The organism is Segniliparus rugosus ATCC BAA-974, assembly GCF_000185725.2.
Classification (GTDB): Bacteria; Actinomycetota; Actinomycetes; order Mycobacteriales; family Mycobacteriaceae; genus Segniliparus; species Segniliparus rugosus.
On the sequence record NZ_KI391953.1, the window covers coordinates 1,593,707 to 1,617,113 of the forward strand.

General features: G+C 69.5%; 22 protein-coding genes and 1 pseudogene. 18 read left to right on the top strand and 5 right to left on the bottom strand.

Translation table 11 applies throughout. From position 1 onward, the window contains the following. The first annotated feature begins 82 nt into the window (after positions 1-82). The 6 genes from HMPREF9336_RS07860 (at position 83) to HMPREF9336_RS07885 (ending at position 9,645) form a co-directional block, all read left to right on the top strand. Complete coding sequence (locus tag HMPREF9336_RS07860) at positions 83-4,210, top strand: bifunctional nitrate reductase/sulfite reductase flavoprotein subunit alpha (RefSeq protein ID WP_007470676.1); 4,128 nt, start codon at positions 83-85, stop codon at positions 4,208-4,210. Positions 4,211-4,325: 115 nt separating this feature from the next. Beyond that, positions 4,326-5,519 (top strand): hypothetical protein, encoded by a 1,194-nt coding sequence (locus HMPREF9336_RS07865; protein WP_007470677.1) that lies wholly within the window; start codon positions 4,326-4,328, stop codon positions 5,517-5,519. Positions 5,520-5,521: 2 nt separating this feature from the next. Then, the gene (locus HMPREF9336_RS07870) at positions 5,522-6,184 is read left to right on the top strand and encodes a DUF4129 domain-containing protein (protein ID WP_007470678.1); all 663 of its coding nucleotides are present in this window, start codon (positions 5,522-5,524) and stop codon (positions 6,182-6,184) included. Then, a complete protein-coding gene (locus HMPREF9336_RS07875; protein WP_244431611.1) occupies positions 6,181-7,326 on the top strand; it encodes a DUF4350 domain-containing protein in 1,146 nt (381 codons plus the stop codon). Before HMPREF9336_RS07870 ends, HMPREF9336_RS07875 begins: the two co-directional genes overlap by 4 nt. After that, complete coding sequence (locus tag HMPREF9336_RS07880) at positions 7,323-8,291, top strand: AAA family ATPase (RefSeq protein WP_007470680.1); 969 nt, start codon at positions 7,323-7,325, stop codon at positions 8,289-8,291. Before HMPREF9336_RS07875 ends, HMPREF9336_RS07880 begins: the two co-directional genes overlap by 4 nt. 31 nt (positions 8,292-8,322) lie before the next feature. Continuing rightward, positions 8,323-9,645: a DUF58 domain-containing protein gene (locus HMPREF9336_RS07885; protein ID WP_021030327.1), complete on the top strand. Its 1,323-nt coding sequence runs from the start codon at positions 8,323-8,325 to the stop codon at positions 9,643-9,645. Between the two features lie 222 nt (positions 9,646-9,867). On the opposite strand, the gene HMPREF9336_RS07890 is transcribed toward HMPREF9336_RS07885, so the two are convergent. After that, complete coding sequence (locus HMPREF9336_RS07890) at positions 9,868-10,860, bottom strand: stage II sporulation protein M (RefSeq protein WP_007470682.1); 993 nt, start codon at positions 10,858-10,860, stop codon at positions 9,868-9,870. 41 nt (positions 10,861-10,901) lie between these two features. Here HMPREF9336_RS07890 and HMPREF9336_RS07895 point away from each other — a divergent pair, with 41 nt between their 5' ends. The 7 genes from HMPREF9336_RS07895 to HMPREF9336_RS18405 all read left to right on the top strand — a co-directional run bounded on the left by HMPREF9336_RS07895 (position 10,902) and on the right by HMPREF9336_RS18405 (position 17,559). Further along, positions 10,902-11,723 carry an RDD family protein gene (locus tag HMPREF9336_RS07895; RefSeq protein WP_007470683.1) on the top strand — a complete coding sequence of 274 codons (822 nt, stop codon included), beginning with the start codon at positions 10,902-10,904 and terminating at the stop codon, positions 11,721-11,723. Positions 11,724-12,055: 332 nt separating this feature from the next. Next, positions 12,056-13,369: a glycoside hydrolase family 27 protein gene (locus tag HMPREF9336_RS07900; RefSeq protein ID WP_244431612.1), complete on the top strand. Its 1,314-nt coding sequence runs from the start codon at positions 12,056-12,058 to the stop codon at positions 13,367-13,369. A 4-nt stretch (positions 13,370-13,373) separates the two neighbouring features. After that, entirely contained in the window at positions 13,374-14,318 is a 945-nt protein-coding gene (locus HMPREF9336_RS07905) for a bifunctional riboflavin kinase/FAD synthetase (RefSeq protein WP_007470687.1), read from the top strand. 47 nt (positions 14,319-14,365) lie between these two features. After that, entirely contained in the window at positions 14,366-14,494 is a 129-nt protein-coding gene (locus HMPREF9336_RS17890) for a riboflavin kinase (protein WP_084206630.1), read from the top strand. Positions 14,495-14,605: 111 nt separating this feature from the next. Further along, positions 14,606-14,875 (top strand): 30S ribosomal protein S15, encoded by a 270-nt coding sequence (rpsO, locus tag HMPREF9336_RS07910; RefSeq protein ID WP_007470688.1) that lies wholly within the window; start codon positions 14,606-14,608, stop codon positions 14,873-14,875. A gap of 251 nt (positions 14,876-15,126) precedes the next feature. Continuing rightward, positions 15,127-17,322, top strand: a complete 2,196-nt coding sequence (locus HMPREF9336_RS07915) for a polyribonucleotide nucleotidyltransferase (protein ID WP_007470689.1) — start codon at positions 15,127-15,129, stop codon at positions 17,320-17,322. Between the two features lie 63 nt (positions 17,323-17,385). Beyond that, the gene (locus HMPREF9336_RS18405) at positions 17,386-17,559 is read left to right on the top strand and encodes a hypothetical protein (RefSeq protein WP_007470690.1); all 174 of its coding nucleotides are present in this window, start codon (positions 17,386-17,388) and stop codon (positions 17,557-17,559) included. Between the two features lie 301 nt (positions 17,560-17,860). On the opposite strand, the gene epsC is transcribed toward HMPREF9336_RS18405, so the two are convergent. Next, a complete protein-coding gene (gene epsC / locus HMPREF9336_RS07920) occupies positions 17,861-18,445 on the bottom strand; it encodes a serine O-acetyltransferase EpsC (RefSeq protein WP_007470694.1) in 585 nt (194 codons plus the stop codon). Between the two features lie 6 nt (positions 18,446-18,451). Further along, positions 18,452-19,387 (bottom strand): cysteine synthase A, encoded by a 936-nt coding sequence (gene cysK / locus HMPREF9336_RS07925; RefSeq protein WP_007470696.1) that lies wholly within the window; start codon positions 19,385-19,387, stop codon positions 18,452-18,454. A gap of 319 nt (positions 19,388-19,706) precedes the next feature. Between cysK and HMPREF9336_RS07930 the strand changes: the two genes are divergently transcribed. After that, a complete protein-coding gene (locus HMPREF9336_RS07930; protein ID WP_021030328.1) occupies positions 19,707-20,027 on the top strand; it encodes a hypothetical protein in 321 nt (106 codons plus the stop codon). Positions 20,028-20,041: 14 nt separating this feature from the next. Here the strand turns inward: HMPREF9336_RS07930 and HMPREF9336_RS07935 are convergent. Further along, a pseudogene (locus HMPREF9336_RS07935) lies at positions 20,042-20,677 on the bottom strand (poly-gamma-glutamate hydrolase family protein); the annotation flags it as partial. A gap of 38 nt (positions 20,678-20,715) precedes the next feature. Then, positions 20,716-21,186, bottom strand: a complete 471-nt coding sequence (locus tag HMPREF9336_RS07940) for a hypothetical protein (RefSeq protein ID WP_007470701.1) — start codon at positions 21,184-21,186, stop codon at positions 20,716-20,718. Between the two features lie 91 nt (positions 21,187-21,277). Here HMPREF9336_RS07940 and dapB point away from each other — a divergent pair, with 91 nt between their 5' ends. The 4 genes from dapB to HMPREF9336_RS07960 all read left to right on the top strand — a co-directional run bounded on the left by dapB (position 21,278) and on the right by HMPREF9336_RS07960 (position 23,393). Further along, positions 21,278-22,045, top strand: coding sequence for a 4-hydroxy-tetrahydrodipicolinate reductase (dapB, locus tag HMPREF9336_RS07945; protein ID WP_021030329.1), 768 nt, complete (start codon positions 21,278-21,280; stop codon positions 22,043-22,045). 1 nt (position 22,046) lies between these two features. After that, on the top strand, positions 22,047-22,520 hold the full coding sequence (locus HMPREF9336_RS07950; protein WP_007470707.1) for a hypothetical protein: 474 nt from the start codon (positions 22,047-22,049) through the stop codon (positions 22,518-22,520). Then, complete coding sequence (locus tag HMPREF9336_RS07955) at positions 22,513-22,977, top strand: flavodoxin family protein (protein ID WP_007470709.1); 465 nt, start codon at positions 22,513-22,515, stop codon at positions 22,975-22,977. Before HMPREF9336_RS07950 ends, HMPREF9336_RS07955 begins: the two co-directional genes overlap by 8 nt. 161 nt (positions 22,978-23,138) lie before the next feature. Next, complete coding sequence (locus HMPREF9336_RS07960; RefSeq protein WP_007470710.1) at positions 23,139-23,393, top strand: hypothetical protein; 255 nt, start codon at positions 23,139-23,141, stop codon at positions 23,391-23,393. The last annotated feature ends 14 nt before the right edge of the window (positions 23,394-23,407 follow it).

A 23,407-nucleotide genomic window follows, 5' to 3' on the forward strand; every position in this document is an offset into this window, starting at 1 on the left:
TCCGGCGGGTTGTGAGATGGGTTTGACGAAAAGCTAACGCGGCTGGAACCGGCGGGTTCGGGGAAGTTCTCACAATGGGCAGGTGACCCTCACGAGAACCGCGTGCTCGTATTGCGGTGTGGGCTGCGGGATCGTGGTCGAGACGAACGAGGTGGACGGCCTCCCGGTCATCGCGAAGGTCTCCGGGGACAAAGAGCATCCGACGAACTTCGGCAGGCTGTGCACCAAAGGCCAGACCCACGCCGACATGATGCGCGGGGACGGCCGGATGGCCTCGGCCTATCTGCGCCCGGAGCGGGGCGGGGAAGCGTTGCCGGTCGCCGTCGAGGCGGCGGTGAAAGAGGCGGGCGCGCGCCTTAAGAAGATTCTCGACGAGCACGGCCCTGACGCGATCTCGCTCTATGTCTCCGGCCAGATGTCCATCGAGGCGCAGTACCTCGCGAACAAGCTCGCCAAAGGCTATCTGCGGACCAGCCATATCGAGTCCAACTCCCGGCTCTGCATGGCCAGCGCGGGGACCGGGTACAAACAGTCGCTCGGCGCGGATGGGCCGCCCGGTTCGTACCAGGACTTCGACCAGACGGATCTGTTCTTCGTCATCGGCTCGAACATGGCCGACTGCCACCCCATCCTGTTCCTGCGGATGGCGGACCGGCTCAAGGCGGGGGCGAAGCTCATCGTCGTTGACCCCCGGCGCACCGCGACGGCGGAGCGGGCGGACCTGTACCTGCAGATCCGTCCGGGAACCGACGTGGCGCTGCTCAACGGGCTCTTGCACGTGCTCGTGGCGGGCGGGCATGTCGACCGGGAGTTCATCGCGGAGCACACGCAGGGCTGGGAGGGGATGGAGGATTTCCTCCTCGACTACCCGCCGGACAAGGTCGCCGAGATCACCGGGCTCGCGGAGGCGGACATCCGCCGCGCGGCGGCGATGATCGCGGCGGCGGGGGAATGGATGACGTGTTGGACGATGGGCCTGAACCAGTCCACCCACGGGGTCTGGAGCACGAACGCGATCTGCAACCTGCATCTCGCGACCGGCGCGATCTGCCGCCCCGGCTCGGGGCCGTTCTCCCTCACCGGCCAGCCCAACGCCATGGGCGGGCGCGAGATGGGCTACATGGGTCCGGGGCTGCCGGGGCAACGGTCCGTCGTGAACCCTCAAGACCGCGAGTACGTCGAGCGCGCGTGGGGCCTTGAGCCCGGAACGATCCGGGCGGCAGTGGGGCCGGGGACCGTCGAGCTCTTCCGACAGCTGCAGACCGGGCAGATCAAGGCGTGCTGGATCATCTGCACCAACCCGGTCGCGACCGTCGCGAACCGCCAGAGCGTGATCGACGGGCTGGAGGCCGCGGAGCTGGTCATCGCGCAGGACGCCTTCTTCGACACCGCCACGAACAAGTACGCCGACGTGCTGCTCCCCGCCGCGCTCTGGGCCGAGAGCGACGGGGTGATGATCAACTCAGAGCGCAACCTCACCCTGCTGCAGCAGTCGGTCCCCCCGGCTGGCGACGCGCTGCCGGATTGGAAGCTGATCTGCCTGGTCGCGGCCGAGCTGGGCTTCGGCGAGGCGTTCGCGCACCAGTCCAGCGAGGATGTCTTCGACGAGCTGCGCGCGTTCTGGAACCCGCTGACCGGCTGGGATCTGCGCGGCGCGAGCTACGAGCGGCTCCGCCGGACGCCGCTGCAATGGCCGTGCCCCCCGGAGGAGCAGGACCAGGCGGACCGCCACCCCATCCGCTACCTCAACGACGGGGTGAGCCAGCGTCCGCACGTCCGCGAGGACGGGAGCGTCCCCCGGCTCGCCTTCCCGACCCCGTCTCGGCGGGCGGCCTTCCTGCCCCGTCCGCACCTGGAGGCGAACGAGCTGCCGGACGACGAGTTCCCGCTCGTCCTGAACACCGGGCGCTTGCAGCACCAATGGCACACGATGACCAAGACGGGGAAGGTCGCGAAGCTGAACAAGCTCAACCCCGGCCCGTTCCTCGAAGTCCATCCGGCCGACGCGAAGCAGTTCGGCGTCGAGGAGGGGCAAGAGGTCCGGGTGCGCTCGCGCAGAGGGTCGGTGGTGCTCCCTGCGGTGATCACCGACCGGACCAGGGAGGGCTCCTGTTTCGCGCCTTTCCACTGGAACGACGCGCACGGCGAGAACCTCACGGTCAACGCGGTGACGAGCGATGCGGTGGACCCGGAGTCGCTGCAGCCGGAGCTGAAGGTGTGCGCGGTCTCGCTCGAACCGATTCCGAAATCTGAGGAGGTTCCCGCTCTGCCGAGCGCCCCGATGTCTTCGCTGCCCCTTGCTCCCGCGCCCGCAGGGCCTTCGGGCCCGGTGTCCGGGCTGCCTTTCCAGCTGGTCCCGGCTCCGCAGCTCACTGAGGCGGAAAGCCTCTACGTCTCGGGGTTCTTGGCGGGGATCGGCCTCGGCCAGCCGGGCGTCCCCGCGCTCCCGATCTCGGCCCCGGTGCGCGAGCCGGTGCGGCTGTGGCTGGACGGCATGCTCGCGGGGATGCACTCCAGGGCCGCGTCGGAGCGGGCTCCCTCGGCGGAAGAACCGCAGACGACGGCTCCGGTCCTGGTCGTGTGGGCGAGCCAGACGGGCAACGCGGAAGAGTTCGCCGAGCGGTGCGTGAGCGCGCTGGTCGAGGCGGGGCTGCCCGCCCGAGGCGCGAACATGGACGAACTGGACTTGGCCGAGCTCGCGCAGACGCCGCAAGTCCTTGTGGTCACGAGCACGTTCGGGGTCGGCGGCCCGCCGGACAACGGCTCCGACTTCTGGGCAAGGCTCGACTCGGACGCGGAATTGCGGCTCGCCGACCTCAAGTACGCCGTGTTCGGAGTCGGGGACCGCGCGTACGACGACTTCTGCGGGCACGCGAAAGCGCTCGACGCCCGGCTGGCGGAGCTGGGGGCCGCGAGGGTCTTGCCGCTGGTCGTCTCCGAGTCGGACGAGGACCAGCTCGCGGAGGGGTGGCTGCGCGACGTGGTCGCCGCGCTCCGTGGCACGAAGGAAGCCTCGGGGCCACGGCCTGCCTCGGTCGTCGTCTCCGAGCCCGCGCCCGTCCAGGTGGAGACCGCCGAGGAGCGGGCGGAGGCCCCGGCGGGCAAACGCCGGATCGCGGTGCCGATGTGCCTGAACCGGGTCATCTCCGGCGCGAACTCGACCAAAGAGGTGCGCCAGTTCGGGTTCGACATCTCCGGCCACGATCTGGCCTACGAGGCCGGGGACGCGCTGGGGATCTATCCGGCGAACGCGCCGGAGGACGTGGCGGCCTGGCTGCGGGCGACCGGGCTCGACGGCACGCGGACCATTGCTGTGGACGACGCGTCGCAGCTGTTGGCCGACGCCCTGGCCACGCAGTACGACATCTGCAAGATCACCCCGCAGCTGCTGCGTTTCGTCGCCGCGCGCAACAATGATCAAGCTCTCGCGAAGCTCCTTCGCCGAGACAACAAAGTCGAGCTGGACAATTGGCTCTTCGGCAGACAAGGCGCGGACCTGATGCGCGAATTCCCGGTGCAGGCCGATTTCGCGGAATGGCAGCAAGTGCTCCCCAGGCTCGCCCCCAGGCAGTACTCCATCTCGTCCAGCCCCCGCGCGAACCCCGACGAGGTGCAGCTGACCGTGTCGGTGGTGCGCTTCCCCGGCGTGGACGGGCGGACAAGGGGCGGAGTGTGCTCCAGCTTCCTCGCCGACCGGGCCGAGGACCGGCTCATCCCGGTGTTCCTCCAGAGCTCCCCGCATTTCCGCGTCCCCGCCGACCCGGAAGCCCCGGCGATCATGATCGGCCCGGGCACCGGGGTGGCCCCGTTCCGGGGCTTCTTGCACGAGCGGCGCGAACTCGGCCACACCGGCCAGAACTGGCTTTTCTTCGGCGACCAGCACGCGGCGGAGAACTTCTACTACCAGGCGGAGCTTGAGGAGATGTTCTCCGACGGGTTCTTGACCCGTCTCGACCTCGCGTTCTCCCGCGACCAGCGCCAGCGGGTCTATGTGCAAGACCGGATGGTCGAGCACGGGGCGCGGTTGTGGCAATGGATCCAGGACGGGGCCCGGATCTACGTCTGCGGCGACGCGAGCCGGATGGCGAAAGACGTGGACGAGACGCTGCTGCGGATCGTCCAGACGCACGGCAGGATGTCCCAGGACGAGGCGAAAGCGTACAAAAAACGGCTCGCCGGGGAGAAGCGTTACGTCCGGGATGTGTACTAACGAGGACTGCCTCGGCCCGCGCTGAGCATTTCTGCAAAAATGGACGCATGACAGCTCCGGGAGGTTTCTTCGCGATCTGCCGCCTCCTCGCGTCGGATGCGCCGGGTTGGCCCGCGTGAACCAGCCTTCGGGGGCGGCGCCAACGGCGCAGTACACCTATCCCGCGCTGGGCGACGCGGGCTTCGGGGAGGCGCAGCCGCAGTCGCCGCAGCCGCTCGTGTTCGCTCCCGCCCCGTCCCGGCCCGCGCCGAGCGACGAGGCGGTGAGTGCCGCCGACGCGCTCGTCCGCGCCGCGCTGGCGCGAAAGCCTTCTGGCAGCGGGAGGTCGATGTTCCAGCCCGGAGCGATCCCGTTGCGTCCGCTCAGCCTGTCCGAGATCTACAACGGAGCCGTCGCGGTCCTGCGGTCCAACCCAAAGGCGGTGCTCGGGTTCTCGGTCGTCGTGCTCGGCTTCGGCGCGTTGCTCCAGGTGGCTGCGCTGGCTCCGGCGTTGCGGTGGGCGTTGCGGATCGCGGGGGCCTTCGGCTCCGCCGTGACGCCGGACTCGCCGGACAGCCGGTCGACGATTTCGTTCGTCGGCGCGTTGGCCAACGCGCCCGTCACGGCGATCACGGCGACCTTGATCGCCGGATGCGTGATGCCGGTGCTGGCCAGGGCATTGGCCGGGGATCCAGTTCCGGGGCGGCGCTCGTCCGCGCGGGCGGTTTGGCGGGAGACGCGCGCTCGGGCGCTCCCTTTGGCGGGGCTCGCGTTCCTTGTGCTGTTCGTGCAGGCGCTGATCGTTCTGCTCCCGATTCTGATCGCGCTCTTCCTCGTCGTCGCCGCCGGTTTCCCCACGCCAGGAGCCGTGGTGCTCCTCATCTTCGCGGAGCCGGTCTTCCTGCTGGTCGCATATGTTCTGGGCGTTCTGCTCTCGTTGTCCGCCCCGGCGATGATGAGCGAGCGGCTCGGGGTGTTCGCCGCGTGCCGAAGGTCGGTCCGCCTGGCGCGCCGGGGCTTTTGGAAGCTTCTCGGCTTCGGTCTGCTCACCAGGCTCGTCACCTCGGTGGTCGGCCTGTCGCTGTCGTTGCCGTTCACGGTCGTCGGCGAGATGCTCGCCTCAGACAAAACGCAGGCGGGGCACGCTGCGCTGTGGAGCATGGTGCTGTTGACGTTGGGCCAGCTCCTCGCGCAGAGCATCCTCATGCCGTTCACCGCGAGCGTGACCGCGTTGCTGTACGTGGACCAACGGATGCGGCAAGAAGCCTACGACTTGGTGCTGCTCAGCACGGTCGGCCGCGAAGGCGGCGAAATCGGACGGGAGGCGTGACGGTGGAAGTCGACCGAGACCCGGCAAAGGAAGCCGCGCAGCGCGAGCTCACCGACCCCCGCTACGAGCACCGGACTTGGTGGGACGATTTCATCGACTGGCTGGGCAGGCGGACGTCCGACCGGGTTTTGAACGGACACCGCCACAGCGGCTTCTGGGACGGGAACCTCATGCCGCTCTTGGTCCTGTTGGTCATTTTGGTCCTCGGGGCGCTCATCGGCTACTACGCCCGCCGGGCGACGCGGGGCGCGCCGAAGAAGGGGGCGCTTTTCGAGGACGAAGCGGAGGAGCTGTCCTCCTCCGAGGAACACCGGCAGCGCGCCAAGGCTTCGGCCTTGGCGGGCGATTGGGCGACCGCGATCGCCGAGCGGATGCGGGCGGCGGTCAAAGAGCTCGACGAGCGGACCGTGCTCGCCCTCACCCCCGGCCGCACCGCGGACGAGTTCGCGTTCCTCGCGGGCGGCCTCCTCCCCGAACTCGAAGGCGACCTCGCCAACGCGTCGGGCGCGTTCGACGAGGTGGTCTACGGCGGCAGGGCGGGCTCGGAGCGAACATACCTCGACGTGGCAAGGCTCGACGAGGCGATCCCCGGAGCCGTTCGCAAGCTGCGCAAGGCCGATCAGGAGGAGTTGGCGCAAGCGGGCCGGGAAGGACAGGCGTGGTGAGCGCAGGGACTGCGGTCCGAGGCAAGCGAGGCGCGAAGGGCGCGGTGTTCCTCGTGCTCGTCGTGGCTGTGCTCGTCGGGCTCACCGCGTTTTTCAGCGACCAGGAGTCCAGCTCCGACGAGCCGCTCGACCCGAAGAGCTGGCGCAAAGACGGGGGGCACGCGCTCGCGGAGCTGCTCCGGCAGCAAGGGGTGGACCTGCGCGTGGTCCGCACCGCGCAAGAGGCGCAGGCCGAGACGACGAACGACACGCTGCTTTTCGTCAGCAACTCCCGATACCTCGTGGGCGAAGAGTCCTTGCGCCAGGTCGCGGCGCTCCCCGGCGACCGGGTGGTGCTGGACTCCTCCTACTACTCGCAACTGCGCGTGCTCGCCCCTGGCATCGAGTACGGCTCCAAAACCGCCATGCAGCAGCCTCGCGAACCGGGCTGCGCCTGGAGCGGGGCCAACCGCGCGGGCGCTGTGGCGATCGGCGGCCAGGTGTACCAGGTCCAGGACGTCGTGGACTCTTGCTACGACGGAGTCGTGCTGCGCTACCGGCAGGACGGCAGGCTCATCACGGTCGTCGGCTCCGGCGGCTTCATGGCCAACGCGGGGATCGCGGAGCCCGGAGCCGCCGCGCTCGCGCTCAACCTCTTGGGCACACGGCACACCGTGATCTGGCTCGCCCCGCAATTCCCGCAGACCACCGGGGCGAAAGTCGGCCCGGACCTCATGTCCCTGGTGCCCGATCGGATCTGGTGGGCGACTCGCACGCTGGCTGTCGCCGTGGTCTTGACCGCGCTGTGGCAGGCGCGCAGGCTGGGCCCGATCGTTGTCGAGCGGCTGCCGGTCGTCGTCCGCGCCTCGGAGACCTCGGAAGGCTTGGGCAAGCTGTACCAGGCCAGGCGCGCGAAGGACAGGGCGGCCTCGGCGCTGCGCGGCGCGGCGTTGGCGCGCCTTTCGAAACGGCTCGCGATCCCGGCCCGCGCGCAGGACGTGATGGCAGCGGCGCTCGCGGCTCGGGCGGGCCGGAGCCCGGAGGAGATCAAGTCGGTATTGTACGGGCGAGATCCCGCCGACGATTCGGAATTGGTGGCGTTGGCGGAACAACTCGACATATTGGAACGCAGTGTATTTGAAGGGAAGGTGCGCGGGGTATGAGCACAGCCGCAGATCCCACAGTGGCAAATCCGAGGGCGGCGTTCGCCGTTTTGCGGCAAGAGGTCGCGAAAGTTGTGGTCGGACAGGAATCGGTGGTCACAGGGCTGCTGATCGGGCTGCTGGTGAAGGGGCATGTGCTCTTAGAGGGGGTGCCGGGCGTCGCCAAGACCCTGCTGGTCCGCAGCCTCGCGCGGGCGCTCGACCTCGAGTTCAAGCGGTTGCAGTTCACCCCCGACCTCATGCCGGGGGACGTCACAGGGTCGCAGATCTTCGACGCCCGCAGCGCCGAGTTCGTCTTCCGCGAAGGGCCTGTGTTCACGAACCTGCTGCTCGCGGACGAGGTGAACCGGACACCGCCGAAGACGCAAGCCGCGCTTTTGGAGGCGATGGAGGAGCGGCAGGTGAGCGTCGACGGCCATCCCCGGCCGCTGCCGGACCCCTTCATCGTGGCCGCCACCCAGAACCCGGTCGAGCACGAGGGCACCTATCAGCTGCCCGAGGCGCAGCTCGACCGCTTCCTGCTCAAACTCATCGTGCCGTTGCCGCAGCGCGAGGATGAAATCGGAATCCTCGCGCGCTTCGCGGCCGCAGCCGACGCGAGGGACATCTCGGCGATCAAACCGGTGGCCTCGGCCGCCGACCTCGCGGCAGGACAGGCCGCGGTCCAGCAGGTGCACGTCGCCCCGGAGGTCTTGGGGTACATCGTGGACATCGTGCGGGCTACGCGGCAGTCCCCGGCGCTGCGGCTGGGCGTTTCGCCGCGCGGCGCGACGGCCCTGCTCGCGTCGGCCAGGGCCTGGGCATGGCTGTCGGACCGGACGTTCGTCACGCCGGACGACGTGAAGGTCATGGCCCGCCCCGCGCTCCGGCACCGGATCGGGCTGCGCCCCGAGGCCGAGCTGGAAGGGATGAACGCCGACGTGCTGCTCGACGGGCTCCTCGCCGCTGTGCCGGTGCCCAGATGATCTCGGCGGCCGACAACGCGGCGAGGCCGCCATGGTGCTGACCTGGCGGGCCGGGCTCGCGGTGGCGTGCGGGGCCTTGGCGGTGTTGTTGCTCCCGCGCCCAGAACTCGTGTCCTACGCGGTCGTCGGCCTTGTCGCGCTCCTCGCGCTCGTGGACGTGGCGCTCGCGGGCAGTCCGAAGAAGCTCGCCTTCGCGCGTTCGGGGGACGAGGTGGCCCGGCTCGGCGAAACGGCGCGGGTGCGGCTGGAGGTGGAGAACCTCGGCGGCCGCGCGGTGCGGGGCTTCGTGCGCGACGCGTGGGCCCCGAGCGCGGCGGCGAGCCCGTGGCGGCACCGCGCCCACCTGCGCGCGGGCGAGCGCCTGTCTGTCGAGACGCTGCTGCGCCCGATCCGGCGCGGCGAGCAGCACGCGGCGAAGGTGACCGTCCGCTCGTTCGGCCCGCTCGGTTTCGCGGGCCGACAGCGTTCTGTCGAAGTCCCGTGGCGGTTGCGGGCGCTGCCGCCGTTCCTCGCCCGCAAGCACCTGCCGTCCCGGCTCTCCCGGCTGCGAGAGCTCGAAGGCCAGACGCTCTCGCTGCTGCGAGGCCAAGGCACCGAGTTCGACTCGTTGCGGGAGTACGTGGACGGGGACGACGTCCGCTCCATCGACTGGCGGGCTTCGGCGCGGCGCGGCGACGTCCTAGTGCGGACGTGGCGGCCAGAGCGGGACCAACAGATCCTCATCGTCTTGGACTGCGGGCGCACGAGCGCGGGCCGGATCGGGGTCGACCCGTTGTCCGCGGACCCCTCGGGCTGGCCCCGGCTGGACTGGTCGATGGACGCCGCGCTCCTGCTCGCCGCGCTGGCCAGCAAGGCGGGGGACAAGGTGGGCTTTCTCGCGTACGACCGGGAAACCCGAGGCTGGATCGGCTCCTCGACCGCCGCGGGGCTGCTGCCCGCGATGGTCCAGGCCATGGCTCCGCTCGAGCCCTCGTTGGTCGAGGTCGACGCCGAGGGGCTCGTGGAGACCGTTCTCGCCAGATCCCGTCGGCGCAGCCTGGTGGTGCTGCTCACCGATTTGTCCCGCTCCGCGTTCGAGGAGAGCTGGCTGCCCGTGCTTGGGCATCTCACACTGCACCACCATGTGCTTCTGGCGGCCGTCGCGGACCCCCGGCTCGCGGAGCTTGCCGAGGGGCGCGGGGACGCCGAGCGCGTCTACCGGGCGGGAGCCGCCGAGCGGATGCGGGCCGACCGGGGCTTCGTGGCGCAGGAGCTGCGGGCTATGGGCGTGGAAGTGATCGACGAGCTGCCCGAACGGTTCGCCCCCGCGCTCGCGGACAAATACATCGCCATGAAAGCCACCGGCAAGCTGTAGCCACCGCCCAGATCGCGGTCTCTGCGCTGTCGGCTCCTCGAGCACCATTCGCTCGTTCCCCGCGTTTGCCCGCGCGACGTCGCCGCGATTGTCGCCTCGCCCGCTCCGCAAGGGCGAGCGCTCTGTGCCTCCGGCGGTTCCTCGCGATGCGTCCATGTGGCCTCCCGAGACCTCCTGCTGGGGCCTCGCACGGCGTTGGAGACCGTCGCCAGCGCGGTGGGATCAGGCGGCGGGGGCGTAGTCGGGGGCTGCTTCGAGGTCTCCGGTCTCGCCCGCCGCCGCAGCTGGCCTGCCGAGGCTGATCACGTACCCGAGGAACACCGCCTCGGCGACGAAGCCGATGCCGACTTTCGCCCAGACCGGCAACGGAGAGGGCGTGACGAACGCTTCGATCCCCCCGGAGACCAGGAGGACGAGGGCTGTGCCCATCGCGATGGCGATCATGGACCGGCCTTCCTCGGCGAGCGCCTGCACCCGTTGTCGTTGCCCCGGCGCGACGACTTGCCAGCCGAGCCGCATGCCGCCGGCCGCCGCGAGGAAGATGGCGGTCAGCTCCAAGAGCCCGTGGGGGAGGATCAAGCCGAAGAAGAGGCCGCCTTTGCCGGCGTGGACCATCAGGCCGCCGCTGACCCCGACGTTGACCGCGTTCATGAAGAGCACGTAGGGGATCGGAAGGCCGAGCAGCGCGGCCATGCCGAGGCATTGCGCGGCCACCCAGCTGTTGTTCAGCCACACCTTGGCGGCGAACGCGCTCGCCTGGTGCTCGCTGTAGTAGTCCTCGAAGTCGTGCTCCACGAGCTGGCGGATGTGCTCGGGCGGGGCGACCGCCGCCCGGGCCAGCGCGCTGTGGTCCACCCACCAGCCCATCGCGAAGGCGACCACGGCGGTGAACACGGCGGCTCCCAGCCACCACCACCGGGCGCGGTACGCGGCGACGGGGAAGGTGACCGTCCAGAACCGGCCGAACTCGCGCCACGCGGGCGCGTGCGCGCCGGTGACGGCGGCGCGGGCGCGGGCGGTCAGCACGGAGAGCTTGCTGATCAGGGCGGGGTCTTCTGCGGCGGAGCGGAGCATCGACAGGTGGGTGGCGGTGCGTTGGTAGAGGTGGACGAGCTCGTCCACCTCCTCCCCTTCGAGCTGCCGTCGACGGCTCAGCAAAGTTTCGAGCCTGCGCCAGCTCCCCCCGTGCACGCTGGCGAACGCATTAGAGTCCACACGCTGAGCATAGCCCGCCCGCTCGGGTAGAGTGCGACCTTATGCCGGAACTGGTGACTGGGGACGCCGTTGTGCTTGACGTGCAGCTCGCGCAGTTGCCGATGCGCGCGGTCGCCAAACTCATCGACGCGGTCGTGCAGATCGTTTTTGTCGTGCTGCTGTTGTTCGTGCTCTGCCTCGCCGCGTTCGCCGTCATCGCGTCCAAAAGCCTGGACACCGCGTGGGTCTTCGCGATGAACCTTTTCTTGGTCTTCATGATCGTCGTGGGCTACCCGGTGCTCTACGAGACGTTGAGCCGGGGCCGGACCCTTGGCAAGATGGCGATGGGGCTGCGGGTGGTGGCCGAGGACGGCGGCCCGATCCGTTTCCGCCAAGCGCTGATCCGAGGGCTCATGGCCGTGTTCGAGATCTACACGCTCGGCGCTGCCCCCGCCGTGATCAGCTCCTTGGTCTCGGCGAAGGGCAAACGGATCGGCGACGTCTTCGCGGGGACGGTCGTGATCAACGAGCGGGCGGAGGGCGTCCGGCCGCCGCTGCCCATGCCGTGGGGGCTCGCGCCCTGGGCGAGCACGCTCTCCCTTGCGCGGCTCACCCCTGAGCTGGCGTTGCTCGCGGGGCAGTACGTGCGGCGGGTCCGCGAGCTGCGCCCAGAGGTCGCCCAGGCGCTCGAACACCGGATCGCGGACGAGATCGCGGCCTCGATCTCGCCGCCGCCCCCGGCGGACATGCCGAGAGGAACGTTGATCATCGCGGTGCTCGCCGAGCGCCACCGGCGCGAATGGCAACGGTACGCCGAGGAGGCGGCCCGTCGGGACGCGCTGCGCGAGCGCCGGGCGCACGCCCTGGGCGTGGCGGTCGGGTGATTGCCGCGAGGTCCGCGCGCGTCCGAGTTCCACGGGTCGGCTCCGACCGGCGTGACCGTCTCGAAGAGCGGCAGGATCTTCGTGAACTCCCCCCCGATGGGCGACGGCGTCCCGTTCTCGGCGGCGGAGCTGCACGGCGGGTGAAGAACCCGTGCCCGAGGCCAGCAGGCCCGACACGCTTCCCGTCGGATACGGCCGCAGGCTGCAGGTCGTCGCGAACCAGTCGAACCGCCGGGCCGGGGCCAACGCTGGCAAGGATGCGCGCCAAAAGCCCTCCCTCCTGCTTGGGCGCAGATCCTGCGCGCAGATGAGCGGCAGGGCAGAATAGAGAGGTGAAGTGGCACGGTCGCCGAACTGGCGCGGTGGCAGCGGCAACGCTCGTCCTCGTCGTCGCGGCGGTCCTTGCTTGGAACGTGATACGGCTCTCCAGGAGCACGGCGCGCAGCGCCGCCGGGCCGGCGATCCCAGGACTGCCCGCGACTGCGCCGCTCGGGTGGAACTCGTGGAACGCGTACGGCTGCGACATCGACGAGGCCAAAATCCGCCACGCGGCGGACGCTCTCGTGTCGTCGGGGATGCGCGACGCGGGGTACCGCTACGTCGTCGTCGACGACTGCTGGTTCTCCCCGGAGCGGGACCCCACGGGGCAGTTGCGCGCCGACCCCGCCAGATTCCCCGGCGGCATGCGCGCGCTCGCGGACTACGCGCATGCCAGGGGGCTCGGATTCGGGATCTACTCCAGCGCCAGCCCCCAAACCTGCGCCCAGATGGCGGGCTCCTATCCGGGGTCGACAGGCAGCAGGGGACACGAGCGGCAAGACGCCAGGACGTTCGCCGATTGGGGCGTGGACTTCCTGAAATACGACTGGTGCGGCTCCTCTGCCGACGCGGCCGAGACGGTCGACGTGTTCGCCGAGATGCGCGACGCGTTGCGCGCCACCGGCAGGCCGATCCTCTACAGCATCAACCCCAACAGCGGCAGCGGGGTGGCCCCTGGCGATCTGAACCGCTTCGCCGGGGTGGCGACGATGACCCGGATCAGCAGTGACGTCGTTCCGGTCTGGCACGCCCTCGGCGGAGAAGCGGGCATGATCGGCGTGCGCGACGCCGTGGACCGCGCCGCTGAGGGGAAGTTCTCCTGCGCGACGAGACCCGGGTACTTCTGCGACTACGACATGCTCGCCATCGGCGCGGCTCCGATGGTCGTGGACGGGGCTGAAATCCCTGCGCTCACCTCGGAGGAGGAGCGCACCCAGCTGGCCATGTGGGCCATGTGGGCTGCGCCGCTGATGCTCGGCAACGAGCCGGACGGCGTGTCGGCCCGGACGCTGGGCCTGTTGACCAACCGGGCGCTGCTCGCCATCGACCAAGACCCGCTCGTGCGCCCCGCAGCCCCCGTTCGCGGCGGCGACGGGTCGCTGTGGACCCGTCCGCTGTCCGACGGGTCCACGGCGATAGCCCTGGTCAACCGGGACGACGCGCCTCGCCTCTTCTCTACGGGGCTCACGGGCCTCGGACTGCCGCTCTCGCGCCGCTACGAGGTGGCCGACGTTTTCGCGGGGACGAGCAGGGCGCAGAGCGTCATGCTGCGCGTGCTCGTTGCGCCCCACGACACGATGCTGCTCCGAGCGCGCGCGGTAAGCTGACGCGGTGCGGCATTGGCGCGGGACCGAAGACATCTCCCCGGACTGGGGGCGATGCGTGGCGACTATTGGAACTTTCGACGGCGTGCACCGAGGCCACGCCGAACTCGTCCGACGCACGGTGAACGAGGCGCGCAAGCGCCGCCTGCCCTCGGCGCTGGTCACGTTCGACCCGCACCCGGCGCAGGTGATCCGCGCCGGGGACCATCCGGCGCAGCTGACCACGCTCACCAGGAGGGCGGAGCTTGTGGGGCAGCTGGGCATCGACGTCTTCTGCGTCATCCCGTTCACCAGGGAACTTGCCAAGCAGTCGGCGGAGGAGTTCGTCCACGAGTTCCTCGTGAGCAAGCTGCATGTGGCGAAAGTGCTGGTGGGGGAGAACTTCACGTTCGGCTACAAGGCGACGGGCAAGATCGACATGCTTGTCGACCTCGGCCGCCGCTTCGGTTTCGAGGCGGAGGCGGTCCGGCTGTTCACCGAGCACGCGGTCACCGTCTCCTCGACGTACATCCGCTCCGTCGTCGCGGCGGGCGACGTTTCCGCCGCCACCGAGGCGCTCGGCCGCCCGCACCGGGTCGAGGGCGTGGTCGTGCACGGGGACGGCAGGGGCCGCGAACTCGGTTTTCCGACCGCGAACGTGGCCCCGCCGATGTACTCGGCGATTCCCGCCGACGGCGTGTACGCGGCGTGGTTCTCGATCCTGAGCCCCGGCGGACGGTCGGCGCTGGGGCGTGTCCCCGCCGCGGTGTCGGTGGGGACCAATCCCACCTTCTCGGGCAGGGAGCGGACGGTGGAGGCGTATGTCCTCGACAAGAACGTCGACCTCTACGGCCAGTACGTCGCGGTCGATTTCGTGCGGCGGTTGCGGGACATGCGGGCGTTCAAGTCCCGTGAGGAGCTGGTGGAGGCTATCGCGCAAGATGTGGCGGAGACTCGCGAGGTCTTGCGGTAGCGGTTCGTTTCGGACAAGGTTCGTCCTCGACAAGAACGTCACGGAGCTTGTGCGGCCAGTGCGTCGTGGTCGTTTTCGTGCGGCGGTTGCGGGACATGCGGGCGTTCAAGTCCCGTGAGGAGCTGGTGGAGGCTATCGCGCAAGATGTGGCGGAGACTCGCGAGGTCTTGCGGTAGGGATTTCGCGTTCGGCCTTGGAGCTGCTAAAATCCCTCCTCGGCGTTTCTGCGGCCCGCAGCGGTGCGCCGCTCTCTCTGACATGCGGAGCTGAAACAAAGGAGCACCCTCATGGCGTTGACCGCTGAGGCGAAGAAAGCAATCCTGGCCGAGTACGGCCTGCACGACACCGACACCGGTTCCCCTGAGGCGCAGATCGCCCTGTTGAGCCGTCGTATCTCGGACCTCACCGAGCACCTCAAGGAGCACAAGCACGACCACCACTCCCGCCGGGGCCTTCTGCTCCTGGTCGGCCAGCGTCGCCGCCTGCTCAAATACCTGACCCGCGTGGACATCAACCGCTACCGCACGATCATCGCGAAGCTGGGCATTCGCCGCTGAGCTTCGGCTCCACCGCGGAAAAGGCAGACCAAATTGGTCTGCCTTTTCCGCTTTATCCGGGGCCAGTGCTACCCTTTCTCTCGGCAGAAGCTTCGGCGTGCCCTCGTTCTTCTGACGGTCTTCGGTGGTGGCTTCCGCAAGCGGCAGCTTGCGGTGGCTTCGATCGACGGCCGTGCGTGTGGGAGACGGATGGGCTGGCTGCTGCGTTCTGCCATGCCAAGACATCCTGTGCAATGAGAGGAACCTTCCCCATGTCGACCAATAAACCTGAGGTGCACGAGGTCACTTGTGAGCTCGACAACGGCGCGTACGGCGTCCGCACCGTGAAATTCCAGACCGGCAAGCTCGCCCAGCAGGCGGCCGGCTCGGTCTTCGCCTCCCTCGACGAGGACACCACCGTCCTGTCCGCCACCACGTACTCCTCGCAGCCGAAGAGCCAGTTCGACTTCTTCCCGCTCACCGTGGACGTGGAAGAGCGGATGTACGCCGCAGGCCGCATCCCCGGCTCCTTCTTCCGCCGCGAGGGCCGTCCCTCCACCGAGGCAATCCTCGCCTGCCGGCTCATCGACCGCCCGCTGCGCCCGTCCTTCGTCGACGGCCTGCGCAACGAGGTGCAGATCGTCGTCACCGTGCTCTCGCTGAACCCGAACGCCCTGTACGACGTGCTCGCGATCAACGCGGCCTCCGCGTCCACCCGGCTCTCGGGCCTGCCCTTCTCCGGCCCCATCGCCGGCGTCCGGGTCGCCCTCATCGGCAGCCAGTGGGTCGCTTTCCCGACTGTCGAGCAGCTTGAAGGGGCGGTCTTCGACATGGTCGTCGCGGGCCGCGTGCTCGACGACGGCGACGTGGCGGTCATGATGGTCGAGGCCGAGGCCACCGACCACGCGATCAAGCTCATCGAGGGCGGCGCGACCAAGCCGACCGAAGAGGTCGTCGCCGAGGGCCTCGAGGCGGCCAAGCCCTTCCTCAAGCAGCTCGCCATCGCGCAGGAGGCCCTCGCCGCCGTCGCGGGCAAGGAGGCCTTCGAGCTCCAGCAGTTCCACGCGTACCAGCAGGACGTCTACGAGGCAGTTGACTTCAACGCCCGCGCGGTCCTGTCCGAGGCGCTGAGCCTGCCGGGCAAGCTGGAGCGCGAGGCTCGGATCGAAGAGATCAAGTCCGCCGCGAAGGAGCAGTTGGAGCCGCAGTTCGAGGGCCGCGAGGGCGAGATTTCCGCCGCCTTCCGTTCGCTGAACAAGAAGCTCGTGCGCGAGCGGATCCTCTCCGACGGCTTCCGCATCGACGGCCGGGGCCTGCGGGAGATCCGCCCGCTCTCCGTCGAGATCAGCCCGATCCCCAGGGTGCACGGCAGCGCGCTGTTCCAGCGCGGCGAGACCCAGATCCTCGGCGTCACCACCCTGGACCTTTTGAAGATGGCCCAGGAGGTCGACGCGCTCGGCCCGGTCACCAAGCGGCACTACATGCACCACTACAACTTCCCGCCGTACTCCACCGGCGAGACCGGCCGCGTCGGCTCCCCGAAGCGCCGCGAGATCGGCCACGGCGCGCTCGCCGAGCGCGCGCTGGTGCCGGTGCTGCCCGACCAGGCGGACTTCCCGTACGCCATCCGGCAGGTCTCCGAGGCGCTGGGCTCGAACGGCTCCACCTCCATGGGCTCGGTCTGCGCCTCCACGATGTCCCTGCTCGCGGCGGGCGTGCCGATCAAGGCCCCGGTCGCGGGCATCGCGATGGGCCTGGTGTCCGGCGAGGTGAACGGCGAGACCAAGTACGTCACCTTGACCGACATCCTCGGAGCCGAGGACGCGTTCGGCGACATGGACTTCAAGGTGGCGGGCACCCGCGACTTCGTGACCGCGCTGCAGCTGGACACCAAGCTCGACGGCATCCCCTCGCAGGTCCTCGCGGGCGCGCTCGCGCAGGCCAAGGAGGCTCGCGACACCATCCTCGACGTGATCGCCGACGCCATCGACGAGCCGGGCGAGCTTTCGCCGCACGCGCCTCGGATCACCACCATCAAGATCCCGGTGGACAAGATCGGCGAGGTCATCGGCCCCAAGGGCAAGATGATCAACTCGATCACCGAGGAGACCGGCGCGAACATCTCCATCGAGGACGACGGCACCGTGTACGTCGCCGCCACCAGCGGGGACTCCGCGCAGGCTGCGATCGACAAGATCAACGCCATCGCGAACCCGCAGCTCCCGAAGGTCGGCGAGCGCTACCTCGGCACGGTCGTGAAGACCACCGCGTTCGGCGCGTTCGTCTCGCTCACACCGGGCAAGGACGGCCTCGTGCACATTTCGAAGCTCGGCAACGGCAAGCGGATCGCGAGCGTCGAGGACGTGGTGCAGATCGGCTCGAAGCTGCGCGTCGAGATCGCCGACATCGACGACCGGGGCAAGATCAGCCTGATCGTGGCGCAGGAGGAGGTTCCGGCGCAGGTGTAAGCGCCCGCACGAACGTGGCAGGCCCCGGTCGATTTCGACCGGGGCCTGCCACGTTCTCGACCAATGGCGAAGGGGCTCGTTCCACCACATGACCGAGGCGAGCCCTCGGCCTGCCGCCTCGCGGTAGAACTGCCGCAGTTCTGGATCCCCTCGCTCTGGGCGGCCGCGCCTGTCGCCGCCGAGGTGCTGGCCACCCGCGCCACCTGGGCGGGCTACAACGCGGTGATGGCCGAGTAGGAGCAGCTGTAGTCCGGTTCGGCCCGGAGGACAGAATGGCCTTCGTAGCTAAGCCGCAGCGCCTCTTGGGCCTGCGGCCCGACGTCGGCAATCGTTGCCAAGCGCGCCGGATCCGCGCAGCAGGTTTCAGCCGCCTTCGGTCCCAGAGCGCGGATCTGGGACATAGAGGCGGGCCAGGCTCTGGATGCAGACGCGCGCCAGCCGAGCCGTTTCTCGCCAATTGTGTACTTCGTCCACAGCGCCCACTCGGCCGCCTCACGTCGCGTGAGGGGCAAGCCAGCCCGTCCGCGTGTCAGCGGAGTCAGATGTACATCGCGGGGTCGATGTAGGTCGTCGGGTCGACTCCCGGTTCGCGCTGTTTCTCAGTGCGGCGGCGCACGACGGCGGGGATGCCCGTCGCGATGGACTCCGGCGGCACGTCGCGAGTGACCACGGCGTTGGCCCCGATGGCGCTGTCGTCGCCGATCTGCAGCGGGCCGAGGACTTTCGCCCCGGCTCCGACGGTGACCCGGTTGCCGATCGTCGGGTGGCGTTTGCCGGTGTGCAGGGACCGCCCGCCGAGCGTGACGCCGTGGTACACCATGACGTCGTCGCCGATCTCAGTGGTCTCCCCGATGACCACGCCCATGCCGTGGTCGATGAAGAACCTGCGTCCGATGGTCGCCCCCGGATGGATCTCGACACCGGTGAAGAACCGGGCGAGCTGGGACAGCACCCTTGCGGGCCCGCGCAAGGCCGGTCTGGCCCACAACCGGTGGGCGAGCCGGTAGCACCAGATCGCGTGCAGTCCCGAGTAGACGAGGGCGTTCTCCCAGTCGCCGCGCGCGGCCGGGTCGTGGCTCCGCGCGTTCTGCATGTCTTCGCGGAACGCGGACAAGATGGACATGGCCGGTCAGTCCCGGAGGTGTTCGAAGAGCGGGGTGGAGATGTACCGCTCGCCGAAGTCGGGGACGACGACGACAATGAGCTTGCCTGCGTTCTCCGGGCGTTTCGCCAGCTCGATCCCGGCCCAGACGTTCGCGCCCGCCGAGATGCCGCCGAGAATGCCCTCTTCGGTGCCGAGCGCGCGGGCGACGCGGATCGCGTCGTCGAATTCGACGTCGACGATCTCGTCGTAGACGTCGCGGTCGAGCACTTCGGGGATGAAGTTCGCGCCGATCCCTTGGATCTTGTGGGGCCCGGCCTCGCCGCCGTTGAGGATAGGGGAGTCTTTGGGCTCGACCCCGACGATCCGCACGTCGGGCTTGCGCGCCTTGAGCGCCTGCCCGACGCCGGTCAGCGTCCCGCCGGTCCCGATGCCCGCCACGAAGACGTCGACGGCCCCGTCGGTGTCGGCCCAGACCTCCTCGGCGGTGGTAGCGCGGTGGATCGCCGGATTGGCGGGGTTGGCGAATTGGTCGGCGGCCACGGCGTTATGGGTGTCCGCGATGATCTGCTTGGCTTTCGCGACGGCTCCGGCCATGCCCTCAGCGCCAGGGGTCAGCACGATCTCGGCCCCGAACGCGCGCAGGATCACCCGGCGCTCCACGGACATCGTGTCCGGCATCGTGAGGATCACCTTGTACCCTCGGGCGGCTCCGACCATCGCCAGCGCGATCCCGGTGTTGCCGCTGGTAGCCTCGACGATGGTGCCGCCCGGACGAAGCTCGCCCGAGCGTTCGGCGGCGTCGACGATCGCCACGCCGATGCGGTCTTTGACGCTGTTGGCGGGATTGTAGAACTCAAGTTTCACCACGACCTGCGCGTCCAGCCCCGCAGTCAGCCGGTTGAGCCGGACGAGCGGCGTTCGCCCGACCAAATCGCTGACGTTCTCGTAAATGTTGCTCATCGCTGACCCTTCCCGCGGCCCGGTGGCGCCACTGCCTGCTCGACTCACAGTACGTTACCTGCTGTTGCCCCACGTCTCCTGCCCGCAGGCCGCCAGCGGCCGGGCACTGTCCCTGCCTGCTGCGACGAGAGCGCGGATCCCGGCGGGGAAACAGATCAACGTGCCCGAAAATCGTCGACGGGTCCGTCCTGGGGATATCGCGCTGTTGCCGCGCGAAGGATGCGCGCTCACGCGCGGGCGCACGGACGTTGTCGAAGGGCGGCCGTTTCGGCCCGGTTTCTGGCCGTGCGCAGCCTCGAGGCACAGGTACCATCGTTCGGTGATTCAGGACGGCATACCCCCTCTCGGCGAAGAACTTCTGTACGCGGTCGTGTTCGAGGACGAGCTTTTCGACGACTTCGGGGCGTGGGTGCTGTTCCTCCCGGTCCTCTATTTGCCGACCCTCACAAGCTCCGGGGCCGTCCGCGTCGCGAGCAGGGCGAAATACGCGATCAAGGTCGAAGGCTTCGGCCTTGTGCCCGCCGTCGTCGCCCTGAACAAGGACAAGGACTTCATCCAGCTCACCGAATGGCGCCGACTCGTGCCGGACAGCCATGTGGCCGCGTGGGCGGCTGTGGTGACCACCCGGCCGGGGTTCTGACGCGCCGCGAGCGGTCACGCGCCCTGCTGTCGGCCTTCCCGCAGCCCCTCGCGTCGCGCGGGCCAACGACGGGCCGCGTCGGCTAACCCGTCGATGAGCGCGCGGACGGTCGGCGGGATGCGGTCGGGGCCAGGCTCCGGGCGGAACAAGCCGAGGCCTCGGACCCTGGGCGGGAGCTCCAACTGCGCGCCTGCGAGCCGGGGCAGATTCACCGGGTTGTCGGGGTGCAGGCCGCGCAGTTCGCGGGGGATGGACGCGAGATCGGTGACCGCCCGGTAGCCGGGCAGACCGACGCACGACGCGACATGCTCGGCGAGCGATCTGTTGCGCCCGCCGACCAGCAGCTGCCTGCGTCGGGCGGGCCGGCCGTAGCCGTGCAACGAGACGACCACCTCGACATGTTGGAGGAAAGCTGCGAGGAGGGCGGACTCCTCCGCGCGGAACAGCCTCGAAGTGAGATGGTGCCGATAGCCCGGCGGATGCCGCACGACGTACAAGGAGGCTCCGCAGGCCGCCGCCGCCCGATCGGCGATGACGTCCGTCATCCGCTCCAAGCCGCCGCCGTGGATCGCCATGAAGCCGAACCGCGAGCGCAAACAGCTGCTCTCGACTAAGCCAGGGGTCCGGAGCAGCTCGGACAACGTCGCTGGGGCCGCAGTCGCCATGCTCCGAGGCTAGGCCGCTTCGCTCACCAGGCGACGGAGCCCGAGGGCTTGAGGATGAACCCGTGGTCGCCGTAGCCGCAGGCGGTCATGCCGTCGTCGTCCACCAGGCACACCACGCCCGCGTCGTTGAAGTAGTGGTTCGGCTCCAGCGCCATGGCAGGGGCTCCAGGGATGTCGTGCGAGGAGGCGTTGAGGAACTGCCCCGGCTTGCCGTGCTGCACCCGCACGCTGTTCACCCCGGCTGGCGCTCCGGGCAGCTGGCCGTCGCAGCCGTAGCGCATCTCGAGGTACCAGGTCACCCAGCAGTACAGGCCGTCTGGCGTGGAGAACTCTGCGGTCATCGGGCGCGTGCCGTGGCGGAAGAACCAGTCCGGCGAGGTCCACGCGTAGCCGTCGAGGTCGGGGAACTCAGGGGTGTCCGCCCGCGCGCCCGGCGCGAGCGTCGGCCACAAGGCCAGCAAAGCGATGAAGGCACCGGCCAATCTGCGACGCATGAGTCTCCCTTCCTGGGCGCTGTTATCCAACTAACACCGACGCCTGAGCCTAGCGCAAGGCAGCGCGGGCGGAGGACTAAGGTTGGTGCCGATGACACATAGCACGCAATCGGAGACGCTGCGAGTGGGGCTGCTCGGAGCCCTCGGCAGGGTCGGCAGCACATTGGTCCCGTTCCTGGGCTCCGCCCCCGGCGTCGAGCTCGTCGCGGCATTGGACAAAGACGACTCGCTGGAGAGCCTGCTCGAAGCGCGGGCGCAGGTGGTCGTCGATTTCACCCATCCCGACGCGGCGCTCGGCAACACCTTGTTCGGCGTGACGCACGGGCTGCACTCGGTGGTGGGCACCTCCGGTCTCACCACCGACCACCACGACGAGATCCGGGACGCGCTGGCGCGCCAGCCCGGCATCGGCGTCGCGGTCGTGCCGAACTTCGCGCTGGGCACGGTGCTCGCCGTCCATCTCGCGGAGCAGGCCGCCAAGTTCTTCGAGTCGGTCGAAGTGATCGAGATGCACCACCCGAAGAAGGTGGACGCCCCGTCCGGCACCGCCATGCACACCGCGCAAGTGATCGCGCAGCGCCGGGCCGAAGCGGGCGTCCCGCCCGCGCCGGACGCCACGACGCACGCTCTGCCGGGTTCGCGCGGGGCCGACGTGGACGGCGTGCCGGTGCATTCGGTGCGGATGTCCGGATACCTCGCGCATGAGGAGATCCTGTTGGGCAACCCGGGGGAGACGCTGGTCATCCGGGCCGACTGCGTGGACCGTGCGGCGTACGGCCCCGGCGTGCTCGCGGCGGCCAAAGCCATCGTCGCGAGGCCAGGGCTCACTCTCGGCCTCGCGCCGCTGCTCGGGCTGTGAGATGAGCGGCGCCCGCCAGACGAAGACCTTCTGGGCGACCGCTGTCGTCACCGTCTTCCTCTTCGGCTATCTCGGTGTCATGGCATGGCGGTCGGTCTTGCTCTTGCGCAACGGCGGCGCCCTCGCGGGCCTGCTCGCCTTCGGCGTGCTGCTGCTGCCGCTGGTGGGGCTGTGGGTCATCATCGCGACCCTGCGCGAGGCGCTGACCCACCAGCGCCTGGTCTCGATCATGCGCGAGGCTGGCCAGGAGCTTGACTTGGGCGGCCTGCCCCGGCTGCCCTCCGGCAAACTGGCCGCCGAGGCGGGGGAGGAGCTCGTCGCGCAGCTGCAGAACGGCGTCGACCAGCGGCCCGGAGAATGGCAGGCGTGGTACCGGCTCGCCCGTGGGCAGGACGCGGCGGGGAACCGCAGCGCCGCGCGCGCCTCGATGCGCCGCGCAGTCGACCTCGAACGCGCGGAGCGGGCCCGTGCCTGACCGAGCCCGGACGCTGTTGATCGTCCACCACACCCCTTCGCCCGCCACGCGGGAGATCTTCGAGCGGGTGCTGGCCGGGGCGAACGACCCCGAGATCGAAGGCGTCGAGGTCCGGGCCGTCCCGGCGCTCTCGGCCAGCGTCTCGGACGCGTTGGCCTCGGACGGCTACCTCTTCGGCACCACGGCCAACTTCGGCTACATGTCCGGAGCGCTCAAACATTTCTTCGACACCGTGTACTACCCTTGCCTCGACGCGGTGGCGGGACGGCCGTTCGGGCTCTGGGCGCACGGCAACAATGACACGGCGGGGGCCGCGGCCTCCGTGCTCAAACTCGCGGGCGGCATGGGCCTGGCCCAGGCGGCGGCCCCGTTGGAGCTGGCCGGAGCGCCCGACGCGAAGGCCCGCGAGGCATGCTACGAACTCGGGGCCACCGTCGCCGCGAGCCTGATGGGGTGAGCAACAACCCGTTCCACAGGAAATGCGCCGCGCGCGTCGGCAGGGTGAGCGGATGGACATCGAGCAGCAGCCCCGATGATCGGGCAAGAAGTCGCGAAGCTGGGGGGAGCGATCGTGCGGACGAGGATTCTCCGAGCGGCTGCCCATCGTATTCCGAGGTGATGGAGTGGCACTCCGATCTGCGCGGGGAGATTGCCACGCAGATCGGAATGCGCGGGCAGTGGCACGGCTATCGCGGCGCGTTCGACGTATCGGCGCGGGCGAAGACCATCGACACGCTGCGCGAGGCTATGTCCTACCGCCTCCTGCTCGAAGGCCAGCGGGAGAGCCGGGCTCCGACATCGCCGCGTTGGGCGGCGGCCCTTTGGCGAGCCTCCAGCGCACCTATTCGCGCTCCTTCGCCGACGAAGGCATGAGCGAGGCCGCCCGC